Origin of the sequence: Tidjanibacter massiliensis, from assembly GCF_900104605.1 — a bacterium.
GTDB classification, from domain to species: Bacteria; Bacteroidota; Bacteroidia; order Bacteroidales; family Rikenellaceae; genus Tidjanibacter; species Tidjanibacter inops.
The window spans coordinates 794205-806755 of record NZ_LT629960.1; the positions used below are offsets into that span (position 1 = coordinate 794205).

Annotated in this window: 12 protein-coding genes; 8 read left to right on the forward strand and 4 right to left on the reverse strand. The window is 54.4% G+C overall.

Annotated elements, in window-relative coordinates:
* Positions 1 to 260: 260 nt before the first annotated feature.
* Together BQ5361_RS04450 and BQ5361_RS04455 are read left to right on the forward strand one after the other, a co-directional pair.
* Entirely contained in the window at positions 261 to 671 is a 411-nt protein-coding gene (locus tag BQ5361_RS04450; protein WP_052131099.1) for a C-GCAxxG-C-C family protein, read from the forward strand.
* 545 nt (positions 672 to 1216) lie between these two features.
* Complete coding sequence (locus BQ5361_RS04455) at positions 1217 to 2449, forward strand: sigma-54-dependent transcriptional regulator (protein WP_052131100.1); 1233 nt, start codon at positions 1217 to 1219, stop codon at positions 2447 to 2449.
* Between the two features lie 64 nt (positions 2450 to 2513).
* On the opposite strand, the gene BQ5361_RS04460 is transcribed toward BQ5361_RS04455, so the two are convergent.
* Positions 2514 to 4919 (reverse strand): ATP-binding protein, encoded by a 2406-nt coding sequence (locus BQ5361_RS04460; RefSeq protein ID WP_143047494.1) that lies wholly within the window; start codon positions 4917 to 4919, stop codon positions 2514 to 2516.
* Between the two features lie 268 nt (positions 4920 to 5187).
* On the opposite strand from BQ5361_RS04460, the gene BQ5361_RS04465 reads away from it, so the two are divergent.
* The 6 genes from BQ5361_RS04465 (at position 5188) to BQ5361_RS04490 (ending at position 10237) form a co-directional block, all read left to right on the forward strand.
* Complete coding sequence (locus BQ5361_RS04465; protein ID WP_035473905.1) at positions 5188 to 5742, forward strand: NADH peroxidase; 555 nt, start codon at positions 5188 to 5190, stop codon at positions 5740 to 5742.
* Positions 5743 to 6125: 383 nt separating this feature from the next.
* The gene (locus BQ5361_RS04470) at positions 6126 to 7028 is read left to right on the forward strand and encodes a LysR family transcriptional regulator (RefSeq protein WP_022063653.1); all 903 of its coding nucleotides are present in this window, start codon (positions 6126 to 6128) and stop codon (positions 7026 to 7028) included.
* A gap of 77 nt (positions 7029 to 7105) precedes the next feature.
* Positions 7106 to 8050: a YeiH family protein gene (locus tag BQ5361_RS04475; RefSeq protein ID WP_035473907.1), complete on the forward strand. Its 945-nt coding sequence runs from the start codon at positions 7106 to 7108 to the stop codon at positions 8048 to 8050.
* A 4-nt stretch (positions 8051 to 8054) separates the two neighbouring features.
* Entirely contained in the window at positions 8055 to 8663 is a 609-nt protein-coding gene (locus BQ5361_RS04480) for a MarC family protein (RefSeq protein ID WP_022063655.1), read from the forward strand.
* A 142-nt stretch (positions 8664 to 8805) separates the two neighbouring features.
* The gene (locus BQ5361_RS04485) at positions 8806 to 9156 is read left to right on the forward strand and encodes a lipocalin-like domain-containing protein (protein ID WP_022063656.1); all 351 of its coding nucleotides are present in this window, start codon (positions 8806 to 8808) and stop codon (positions 9154 to 9156) included.
* A 169-nt stretch (positions 9157 to 9325) separates the two neighbouring features.
* Entirely contained in the window at positions 9326 to 10237 is a 912-nt protein-coding gene (locus BQ5361_RS04490; protein ID WP_071424938.1) for a DUF5655 domain-containing protein, read from the forward strand.
* A gap of 104 nt (positions 10238 to 10341) precedes the next feature.
* Here the strand turns inward: BQ5361_RS04490 and BQ5361_RS04495 are convergent, their stop codons facing one another.
* From BQ5361_RS04495 to BQ5361_RS04505, 3 genes are read right to left on the reverse strand one after another with little or no spacing between them, the layout of a single operon-like run.
* Positions 10342 to 11103 (reverse strand): hypothetical protein, encoded by a 762-nt coding sequence (locus BQ5361_RS04495; protein ID WP_022063658.1) that lies wholly within the window; start codon positions 11101 to 11103, stop codon positions 10342 to 10344.
* A 2-nt stretch (positions 11104 to 11105) separates the two neighbouring features.
* Positions 11106 to 11903 (reverse strand): LVIVD repeat-containing protein, encoded by a 798-nt coding sequence (locus tag BQ5361_RS04500; RefSeq protein ID WP_052131101.1) that lies wholly within the window; start codon positions 11901 to 11903, stop codon positions 11106 to 11108.
* Positions 11904 to 11917: 14 nt separating this feature from the next.
* Entirely contained in the window at positions 11918 to 12313 is a 396-nt protein-coding gene (locus BQ5361_RS04505) for an LVIVD repeat-containing protein (protein ID WP_052131102.1), read from the reverse strand.
* Between the last annotated feature and the right edge of the window lie 238 nt (positions 12314 to 12551).

Consider the following 12551-nt stretch of genomic DNA (forward strand, 5'->3'; position numbering starts at 1 on the left):
TTTCTCCCCGAAGGATGTTAAGCAGATAAACGATATTGAATAGCATCACCGTGTACGCCATGCATTCCGGAATCCCCACGGTCACCATCTTCCGGCCGGAAAGGCACCGCTGCATGTCCTCCGTTCATACCGCCGGGCCTCCCGATTCCGCTACGGAACCCGATTACCGTAATTACGGATACTATTCCGGTCGTTTCCGGCGGAAACCGGCCCGTATTTTGACGGATTTAAAGTCATTATAACCGAAAATGACGACCCAAATGAAAGCGGCTCTGATTTTCAAGGCAGGAGAGCTCTATGAACTCGGTTGCAATTCGTCCCAAGCGGTTTGCGGAGCACTGGCTGGACACTACGGCCTCGACCAGGAAACCGCATTCAGAATGGCTTCCTCTTTCGGCGACGGCACCAGTCGTCTGAGAGGAACCTGCGGGGCAGCCGACGCCCTTGTGATAATGGCGGGATTCGAGAAAGATACCAGCATACCGGGCGATACCGGAACACGCGAAGAGAACTATCGTATGGTCAGGGAACTCGTGGCGGAATTCAAACGGCGCCACGGTTCGGTATTCTGTGCCACACTGTGCGGACCGGCCGGCAAAGACCGGAAACGCTGCCGGAAGCTCGTCGAAAGCGCAGTCGAAATCTACGCCGACTACCTCGGTTGGCAGTGACCGCCCTACGGCGAGCAGCCCCGGAACGGGCCACAACGACCGCAATAATTCAAATTGTCACAACAAAAATTTCCCCTTGGATCGCCCCTGTTATTCTATCGTTGAATCGGAGGCCAAATACCGGTATGTTCAGCCTCGAAGAAGGCAAAATCATCCGGAACTTCCCAGATAAAGTCCCGGAATGACACAATACCCTGTATCAATCCAAGAAACGCCGTACCTTTATTCTGAATTTTTGAAGAACGTATTTAGCCCCAACTTAGGTAGATGCATGGTAAATGTATTCAATATACTGAACCGGTATTCGCTTTCATATTTCCATCAACCGTCCGGTCCTTCGGCCCATTGGCGTACCCCTGCCCGGACGCACGATACCGGGTACACTTGTGCCGAAAACCGGCAAAACCCACACCGGTCCGTACACCGCACGGATACAGGCTGCCTCGCCGGCAAGAAGATTCACTGCCTCCGCTTCACAGGTTCCCCTTTCTGGTAATATCCGCCTGTACCAATTCTCTTACCGACTACTAACGGAATTATTCGCCATGAACAAGATACTTATTATAGAAGACGACGCCGCATACGGCCTGACCATATCGAACTGGGCAAAGAAAAACGGTTACGAACCCACGCACTGCATGACGATGGAGTTGGCCAAGAAAGAGATACTGCGGCAGAATTTCCGCATCGCCCTGACCGACCTGCGGCTCCCCGACGGCGACGGTATCATGCTGTTGGCCTGGATAAAGGACAAACGTCCCGACGTACAGGTCATCGTAATGACCAGCTATGCCGAAATACAGAGTGCCGTGTCGGCCATCAAGCTGGGTGCCTTCGACTATCTGGAGAAGCCCGTGAATCCGAGAATACTCAAGGAAAAAATCGAACAGGCCATGCAAAATGCACCGCTACCCTCGCCGCGGGTCTCCGTATCGCAGAAAAAACAGCGGGACGGGGACGGAGACGAAGACAGGGACGGAAACCGGGTCGGCAACATCGTCTACGGAGAGAGCCCGGCCTCAAAACAACTGTACGATTACATCCGGATTGTAGCCCCCACGAACATGTCGGTCCTCATCGTCGGCGAGAGCGGGACGGGCAAGGAACATGCCGCCCACATGATACACGAATACAGTCCGCGCAGTGCGGCCCCCTTCATCGCGGTAGACTGCGGCAGCCTTTCGCGGGAGCTTGCCCCCAGCGAACTGTTCGGCCACCTGAAAGGAGCATTCACATCGGCTGTCGCCAACAAGAAAGGGGTATTCGAAGTAGCGAACGGAGGTACCGTATTTCTCGATGAAGTAGGCAACCTTCCCTACGACGTACAGATACAGTTGCTGCGCGCCCTGCAGGAGCGTAAGATACGCCCGGTCGGCGCAGCCAACGACATCACTATCGACGTACGCATCATCGTTGCCACCAACGAAAATCTCGAAGCGGCCATTGCGGCCGGACGGTTTCGGGAAGACCTGTACCACCGACTCGATGAATTCATGCTGCGAATGCCTCCCCTGCGGGAACGGCACGGCGACCTGCCGCGATACGTGGAACATTTCCTGGAAAACGCCAACCAGGAACTGAATAAGAATATCAAAGGATTCAGCCGGGATGCGATGGCCGCCATGGAACATTATGCCTGGAAAGGAAACCTGCGGGAACTGCGGAATGTCGTCCGCCGTGCCGTACTCTTCGCCAGCGGAGACGAAGTGACGTTACAGAACCTCCCCTCCTCCATGCTGGAATCGATAGCCCGGAGCGACACTCCGGTCCATGTCTGAAAGAAAGACTGTCCCCTTCCCAACGGACGGTCTTCGGGCGGTTTTTCGGAACGCCCGACCGTCCTCAGGAAGCCGGATATTCCCGTTCGATAAGGTTCAGCACCTCCTTTGCGAGTTCGAGCAGGCGGTGCATCTCTTCCCTCCAACCGGGATAGTCTTCCGCCGGACGACCGCGCATGGAGTCCATCTTTTTCAGTAAATCCCCGGCCTCTACGGCCCCTATCTGAAGAAACATGGGGAGCATCTTGTGGCATAACGCCTGCGCCCGCCCGAAATCCTGCTCCTCCGTCGCCCTCTCAAGCGCTGCCATATTCTCCCGAGTGGCTGTCCGGAAACTCTCCAATACCTCTTGGACAGCCGCCCGGTCACCGCCGAGCATCTCTTCGAGGGCAGCGAATCCCACTCCCTCCTTTGCAGAAGAGGACTCCGCCTTCCCGGAGCCGACCGCTCCGAACAGCCGGGAAAGGGCCGACATGGAGACCGGCTTGCAGAGATAATGGCTGAACCCCAGTCTGCGGGCCCGGTCGAGTCCGAAATTCCCCCTTCCCGTCATGACGATTACCGGTACCGAAAAGCCGGCATCCCGTGTCCGGGCAAGCACGCTTCCCCCGGAAAAGGTTCCCATCTCCATATCGGTCAGGATAGCATCATACAGGGTATCCGCAAACAAGGCCCGTTCAAACTCCGTCCACGTATTGCACGGCGTAACGTCATGCCCCAACCGGTGCAGCATATCTTCCAGCAGGAGAAGGATGGACGGGTCGTCGTCCACCAGAATGATGTGCTGCGGAGCCTGTCCCGAGACAGCCGCCGCATCCGTCTCCTCCGCCTTTCCGGCCGGTATCTTGACCTCTACGGCCGTTCCCTTGCCGACTTCCGACCAGATATCCACCGTTCCGTTCAGCAGTTCGACGAGTCCTTTGACCACAAACATACCGAGACCCGTACCTTCCGCATAATGACTATTTTCCACACTCCGGGTAAAAGGTTCGTAAAGTTTCGCAAGAAACTCGGCAGGAATCCCCGCCCCCGTATCGGCAACGCAGAACTCCAGCATCCCCGCACGGTAAGCTGCCGTAAACCGAATGCCGCCCTGAGGCGTGTACTTTACCGCATTGGAAAGCAAATTCATTACAATCTGTCTGATTTTCAAAGGGTCGGAAACGAGCTGCACTTCATTGCCTATCCGTACGTCGTACTCCAGATGCAAATTTTTGCGCAAAGTCAGCGGCTTGAGCATATCGGACGTTTCGAGGAACAGCTCACGGACATTGAACGGTTCCATAACAGCCTGCAGGGTTCCCTGCTCCAGTCCGGAATACTCCAACAGATTTTCGAGCAGAGCGAGAATATGCCTGCCCGAATTGCGCATCGCAGCTATCTCCTGCGCCGACAACTTGCCGTCGGCATCGCTGATGTCCAGATACCCGAGAATGGAGTTCATCGGAGTCTTTATGTCGTGAGACACGGAGAGCAGCAGCCGATGCCTGCTCTCTATGGTTTTCTGCGCAAGCAGATTCGCCTCCTCCAGCTTCTCCCGTATTCTCACGCTTCTATTGACATTCAATACGATAAGCACAATAAAGGCCATGATTGCGACCAGTGCCAGGGTGCCGCCCACGATGGAGAAGGTACTGTTGCGCCGTACCAGATTCTCGTACTGCTCGATTTCGTTCATACGGGAATGCATCACATCGTTCTGCAGGTCGAGAAGAATGGCCGCTATCCGGGACGAAATGGTCTGGTCGGCCGACAACAGCGAGATGACATTCCGTTCGATGGTAGCCATCTGCCGTTCGTAATTCCGGCGCACCTGTTCGGCCGCTCCGCTAATATCGACCATGACCGACGCCGGAATCTCGGTCGTATCCACCGCGACGGACGAATTCACCACCACGGTCTCCGCACTTTTCGCCCGGGCGGAGAATACATCGGCCAACCGCCGGAAAAAGCGTCTTTTCGGCGCGGGTAATGTCAGCGTATCGGTCGTCACGGTAGTCACCCGTATCTGCCTGAGGGTATCGGCCGGCTCATAGATGCGAATCACCTCGTCAAGCGGGGCCATCGTATCGCTCCGGCCGAAAAGGGCCGTCAGCTCCGCTACGATACTCCTTTTCTCCTCCAACAGTTCGTTGAATTCGGCAATCTGCGCTCCGTATTCGGGATTATCGAACAGCAGCGAATCGGCCCGACACCGAACCTCCCCCATATACTTCTCGAAATCGTCGAGGTATCTCCTGTCCCGGGTAATGACATACATGTTGGCCGCCGTTCTCGTATCGCTTACCGACTGTATGAGACCGTTGATATTCCTTACTTCCACGGAATAACCTTTGACCGCCTCTTTCTGCTGGTCGATGTTCACCCGGAACGTATAAAAATAAATCATGGCCCCCAGACAAACCATCGTCACAATAGCCAGAATCAACACCACATGGAAACGTATCCTGCTCTCTGAATTATACGGCACGGCTTCTGTCCTTCATTTGTTTTTACTCTGTCTGTCGATATTTTGTAAAAATATGAAGCTTAGCCGCATATCCGGACAGAAAGATTCCCATCGGGACGTTATCGGAGAAGTTACGGGCAGCCAGCAGCCTTGTGCCTAACCGAATCTCCGAACCGAAAAGCGCTCCGGCCGCCCGTTCCCGATTCTTCTTCCCGTGTATGACGGTTCGCAAATATTGATTACTTTTGCAAGACGACTTTTTTATCAATTTACGAAAAGGCTAAGAATTATGACGAAGAAATGGATTTGTACCGTATGCGGATACGTACACGAAGGCGATGAAGCACCCGAATTCTGCCCCCAGTGCAAGCAACCCAAAGAGAAGTTCAAAGAACTCGTCGAATCGGAAGGAGCGCTTTCCTTTGCGGACGAACATGTGCTCGGTGTAGCCAAAGGCGTCGCTCCGGAGATACTCGAAGGGCTGAACGCACATTTCATGGGTGAATGTACGGAAGTGGGCATGTACCTTGCCATGAGCCGTCAGGCCGACCGGGAAGGCTATCCGGAAGTAGCCGAAGCCTTCAAGCGTTATGCATGGGAAGAAGCCGAACACGCCGCCAAATTCGCCGAACTGCTCGGCGACGTGGTTTGGGATACGAAAACCAACCTGAAAAAACGCATGGAGGCGGAAGCCGGTGCATGCGAAGACAAAAAACGCATCGCCACACTCGCCAAACAGCAGAATCTGGATGCCATCCACGACACTGTCCATGAAATGGCCCGGGACGAGGCTCGTCACGGAAAAGGGTTCGAAGGACTCTACAACAGATATTTCCGGAAATAATCCGGAATGCACGCCCCGCCTTCCACGGCACCGTGGATACGACAGAGGCGACAGAGAATGCTCCCCCGACAGGATTGATTCCCGAGGGGGAGTCTTTCTTTTCCATCCCCGGCCGCGGCAATAACCGATTGCGAAGAGCGACGGCATGCATCCGCTTTTGCCGGCAGGCAGAAACATCCGGGGGCGCGCCCGCTGCCCCGTCATCCTGACATGTGGCTTCGAACGGCATCTTCCGCAACGCACACCGATTACCGGCAGGCGCTTTCGGTGTTTTCATCGAATAATATTGTTACCTTTGTTTCTGTTCCGACAAGGCGGTCCAGAAACTCCGCCCCGCAACAGGCAACGCCACACCCACCTCCGCCGCACGAATTACGGATAAGATGATAACCGATTTCAGACTGAAAGTATTCAAGACGGTCGCCGACAGGCTGAGTTTCACCAAAGCCGCCGCCGAACTGCTCATTTCGCAGCCGGCCGTCACCAGACACATCAGCGAACTCGAAAAACAGTTAGGTGTCCCCTTGTTCGACAGATGCAGGGGAAACGTCTCCCTTACCGCACACGGCAAGCTGATGCTCGACTACGCAAACCGTATCCTCGCCATCTACGCCGACCTGAACGACACGTTCGCGGACGATGCCGGCAGACCCGCCGGCAACATCCGGATAGGCGCAAGTACCACCATCGCCCAATACCTCCTGCCGGGCATCCTCGCTTCGTTCCGGCGACGTTATCCGGAAATCGACGTGGAACTGGCCAACGGCAATACCGAACAGATAGAGGAGCTCGTCGCCGGGGGACGTATCGACATCGGTATGATAGAGGGAAAAGCCGCGGGCCATGCCCTGCACTACGAACCCTTCATGCACGACGAACTGGTACTGGTAACCTCTGCATCGAATTCGGCTTTCCGCGACGACGAAGTGGACATGGCAACACTCGGTCGCCTCCCCCTCGTCATCCGGGAGAACGGTTCCGGGACGCTGGACATCCTCACGGAAGCCCTCGCCCGCTGCGGTCTGGAACTGCAATCCATGAACATTGAGATGCAACTCGGCAGCAGCGAAAGCATCAAACGCTACCTGTACGATTCGGGAGCCTTCGCCTTTATCTCCATTCAGGCCATTCTGGACGAACTCGCACACAACAAACTGCGTATTGTCGACACGGACGGTCTCGAAATCAACCGCAGTTTCAGCTTCGTTACCGCTCACGGCAACTATGGCAGGCTCCCGAAACTGTTCAAACAGTTCTGCACAAATCATCATAACACGAAGTTATAGACGAATACATTTATATATTGGACATTTATCGGACAGGGCGTTACTTTTGCACTGTAAACGACAAATGCCGATATTTCATGGAAAAGAGCAAAACCACCAAACGCGAAGTCTTCACCAAAACGGGATTCATTCTCGCCCTCGTACTCTGTGCCACCCCTTACGTATCCGCCCCCATCGCCCTTGTCGGCGGCTTTCTCTTCACCCTGTTCTTCGGCCATCCCTATGCGAAGCTCAACCACAAGGCCACGAACATCCTGCTCAAGGCATCGGTCGTAGGGCTCGGCTTCGGAATGAACGTGCAGAGCGCCCTGCAAGTGGGCCGCGAAGGGTTGGGCCTCACCGTCGCCTCGATTACGACCGTCCTCATACTCGGCTACCTCGTGGGCGGATGGCTCAAAATGCCGCGCAAATCCTCCCATCTGGTAGCCTCCGGCACGGCGATATGCGGTGGCAGCGCGATAGCCGCCGTGGCTCCCGCAGTCAATGCATCGGAGAAGGAGATATCCGTATCGCTCGGTGTTGTCTTCCTGCTGAATGCCGTCGCCCTCGTGGTCTTCCCTTTCATCGGACACCTGCTCGGCCTCTCGCAGCACCAGTTCGGATTGTGGAGCGCCATTGCCATCCACGACACGAGTTCGGTTGTCGGAGCCGCCTCCGCCTACGGCAACGAGGCCCTCGAAGTGGCCACGACCGTCAAGCTGGCACGCGCCTTGTGGATAATTCCCGTATCACTCCTCTCCGCCTTCCTATTCAAGAACAAGGGAAAGAAAATCTCGATACCGTGGTTCATCCTCTTCTTCATCCTCGCCATGCTGGCCAACAGCTACCTGCCCGGTATCAGTACCGTCGCACCGGCGATAACGGCCATATCGAAATCGGCTCTCGTCGTAACGCTCTTCCTGATAGGTGCCGGACTGTCGGTCGAAAAAATCAAGTCGGTTGGCTGGAAACCGCTCATACTCGGCATCATCCTGTGGATAACGGTCTCCATCCTTTCGCTGCTCGTAATCATGCATTATTAGGGTCATGGATATAAAAACATTCTTCAGTGCCTTCTTCGCCTTTCTCGCGCTGATTAACCCGATACAGAAGGTTTTCGTGGTCTTTTCGCTGCAGGAGAACTACTCCCGGGCCGAGCTGCACCGCATCGTGGACAAGGCCACGGTGACGGCCATCGGCGTACTGCTGCTGTTTCTCTTTCTGGGCGAAGCCATCCTCGGCTACGTATTCAACCTGAAGATATACGCTTTCCAGATAACCTGCGGCATCGTCCTGTTCTACAACGGTTTTGTCGGATTACAAAAGGGTGCTTTCCTCACGATAGACAAGAATACGCGCATGGAGGAACTGATTGCCGTCCCGATAGCCATCCCCATGATAGCCGGCCCGGCAACCATTACCGCGGCTGTGACGATGCCTGCCGTTTACGGCCGGTGGATGACGATAGCGGCCGTGATACTCGCCCTGCTGCTGAACCTGCTCATCATGCGCAATGCCGACCGGATAGGGAAATTTCTCGTCCGGCAAAACATGCTCATGCCGCTCATCCGCATCACGGCGCTCATCGTGGCCGCCATCGGACTGCAGATGATACTCAACGGCATCGAAACCTTCGTCTTCGCCATCAAAGGATAAGGAGTCCTTCGCTCCGGAAACCGGTCCGGTCGGTCGAACCTATCGAAATATTTGGTAATTTAGCGCCGGAGAGCGTTATGCGAACGACCACAGCCGTTCCCGAACGTACCACCAGAGCAAAGAGACATAAAACCACATCCCGATGAAAAAACTTCTTATCCTGATGCTGGCGGCCGCATCGGTATGCTGCAAGCCCAAAGAAATCGACCTGACAGGAACATGGACCCAACCCGTACCGGGCCAAGCGGGCGGATGGTCGCAGGGTATGCAGCTCAATGCGGACGGTACGGCAAGTTCGGTAAATATGTACACCTTGGTCCTCGAAAGCTGGAAACGCGAGGGAGACAAACTCATCCTGACCGGGAAAAGCGTCGGCAACGGCATCAACATCGCCTTCACCGATACCCTGACCATCGACCGGAAAAGCACGGACGACTCGCTTTTCCTCCGACAGGGAACGAATGTCCAGGCTTTCGGCAGACTGCGCCGATAAATCCGCAGACCGACACGGACGAACATGAACGCTGTCCGGCTGAGCCGGACAGATGTATTTTGCATACACCGTTTACGACCGTTTGCCACTCATCCGGACAACATTCAATCAATCCGTCGGTCACGACGGAATCCGACATCTTTCCAATACGGACAAATAACCTGCACACATGATACTGTTCAACGCCGGTGCCGATAACCTATTAACCGCAATCAAGGAAAAACCGTTCAAACTCGAAAAGGACATACAACGTTTATTCGAGTTAAATCTCAAACAGATTATGGGATTGGAACTGGTAAAATCAGAGTTTTCCGTCAAAAACAAACGTATCGACACGCTGGCTTTTGACCCCCAAAGCAAGGCTTTCGCCATCATCGAATACAAACGCGACAGGAATGCCAGCGTCTTCGACCAGAGAGTGACCTATCTGAACCTGATGCTGCAAAACAAAGAGGTCTTCATCATCGAATACAACGAGTCCCTGAACCGTACCTTGAAACGGACTGCCGTCGATTGGTCACAGACCCGCGTAATTTTCGTCTCTTCGGATTTTACGGAAAATCAAATCGAGGCGACCAATTTCAAGGATTTCTCCATCGAACTGTTGCAGGTAAAACGCTATGAGAACAGAACGGTCAGCATAACGCCTATTCAAAAAAGCAAAAATGCAGAGAGCATCAAACAACTTACAGGCAAAAACACCGCTGCGATTAAAACGATTACCGCAGTCATCAAGACATATACGGAAGAGGATTTGCTAAAAGGAAAACCGGATACGGTCACGGAGCTATACCAACAATTCAAAGCTGCGATACACAATCTGACCGACGGTATCGAAGTCCAGCCGCAAAAATTTTACATAGCCTTCAAAAAAGACGGCCACAATATTACCGATATCGCAATCCAGACAGCCGGACTGAAACTGATAATCAACATCAAACGCGGCGCATTGGACGACCCCAAACATCTGGCCCGAGACATCTCCGGTATCGGACATTTGGGAAACGGCGATTATGGAATCAAAGTCTCCAATAACGACCATCTAGAATACATCATGAGCTTAATCAAACAGGCTTTATAACCCTCGTCCCGTCCCGAGACCAGACAGGCGGCCCGCGGGCCGCCTGTACTTTCATGTCCAAATCTCCGTTCCACGCCCATCCGGGCGAAGCACCGGCCGACAGGTCAGCGGCTGCCGCCCCAGAGCCAGCCGATACGGAAACCGCCGCTCACCAGCAATCCCCGGTAAGCAAACGTGAAAGGATTGGTTCCGTCGAAGGCGAAACGGTGCCGGCTGTCGTAAAAACTGTAGGCATAGCCCACACCGACATACGCATCGAAGAACAGGTTGCGGGTCAGGGCGAAATGTTTACCGATATTGAAATTGAATCCCGGCTTATAGTAATCGGCCCGTATGACGCCCGCCTCGCGTTTCAGGTAAGACGACCCCTCCTCCTCGAAAGAGACATACGTATATCCGTCATACCATACGCCGTAATAGTTGAATACGACGCCTGCACTGAAGTACCAGCCGTTGGGCCGGAAGAACGTTTTGAAGGCTACTCCGAAACCGCCTCCCTCCATTCGCTGGAAACGGTTCTTGGCAGCCTCGATGCTCTCCCAGCCGTAATGTGTCTCCTCCGGCATCGGGTCGTACCACCCCTTATACCGGCCTATCAATTCGAACTGAAGCCACTGGCCCGGCTGCCGGAGTTCGAATTCGAAATCGGCCTTCAATCCGGAATTTATCAGGTAAAAGGGCCTGAGGGCCACCGTATAACGCCGGCCGTCTTGTTCGACAGGCATCCAGTCGATAAGCCCCGAACCGCGGCTACGGTCGAGATAGTAGGCCTTGCCTGCAACGCTGCCCGTCTGGGCAGAAAGTGCGGCAGGCAGCGACGCAGCCAACAGGAGCGTCAGCAAAATAAGGTTAGCAGTTTTCTTCATGGTCAAAGTGTTCTCAAATCTATTTTACTTACAAACGACAGATTCTCCTCCGTATAATCGAACTGATAAAGTCCGTCCGCCCCTATCAGTATCAACAGTCCGCCGCGGGGTATGACGTCGTAGGCATCTATGCTGCCCACTTCCGGTAAATTGGTCAGGTCGTCCACCCACACCGGATAACCCGGTTCCGCAAGGTCGTATACCTTCAGTCCTCCCTTGCAGCAGACGAACAGCCTGCCGGCAGCGGCATCCACCCCGAGCCCCTTGGGAGAACGTATCTTTTCGTCGGCCGATACGAGGAAAGGGTGTTTCGGGTCGGCAATGTCATAGACCTGCAGCGCATCGGTTCCCCTCCAGCAGGAGGCATTGTCGGAATTCAGGGTAACGTAAGCATAACCGCCATCGGCCACAACGGGGTCGCAACTGGTAAAGTGTCGGGTAACCGAAAGTTCACTCGGATAGTGGGGACGCGAAATATCGTAGATATGCATGGCGCTCCGCGACCCGATAAAAAGCATGTCATCATAATAAAAGATGGTCTCGATATCGAAACCGAGCTCCACATCCTTGAAGGGCATCGCACCCGGATGCGCCGGATTGGAGATATCGACGACCTTCAGCGTCGTATGGTCCACCGTATAAAGGCAGTCGCCGACTATCGTGAAACGGGCCATGGAACCGCCCTGCCCTTCGCCACCTCCGCCCTGCGACGGCATACCGCCGTCGGCACTGCTGCTGCACGCCGCGGCCGCCAGGGCCAGTGTCGCACAAACCGCAACTGAAACAAATATCCTTTTCATATCGCGCTCACGCTTTAGTTGTCCGCCTTGTCCCATCGTACGAGTATGTAACCGTCGGGGCGGTTGTACGGATAGTCGTACTGCCGTCCGTCGGGAGAGACGGAATGTTCCGGAAAATAGTCGCGGATGCGTTCCGTGACGCTCCGGGACACCATATCGAATGCGACGAAATCCACCGCATTGTCCACATAGATGATATTCCCCTTCACGGCCATGTCTATACAGCCGGGCGCCACGATGAAACCCGTCCGGCGGGGATTGTACGGGTCGCTGTTGTCGATAACATGCACGCCCCGGTACTTTTCATTCACGAAAATACGGTCGCCGTACACATAAATCTTGCCGGGGTCCGACATGCCGCGTTCTCCATCGAGATATTTCACGGAACCCTCCAGTTCCGCCCGCGTCATATAGACGGGTACATAATTTTCCGACCGTTCCGGCCCATAGGCGGTATCCCCCTTGGAGAAGAGGAGACCGCACAGGCCAAGCAAACGGTCGCCAAAGTCACTCTTTTCATCATAAGCATAGTTTTAAGTTACAGGAACAGGCCATCTCCGCATCGCCTTCCTACTTTAAAGATACATCAGCCAGCCGTTTTGTTGCACAGGATTGAAATTTTTTTCACGGAGACAAAAAAAATCCCGC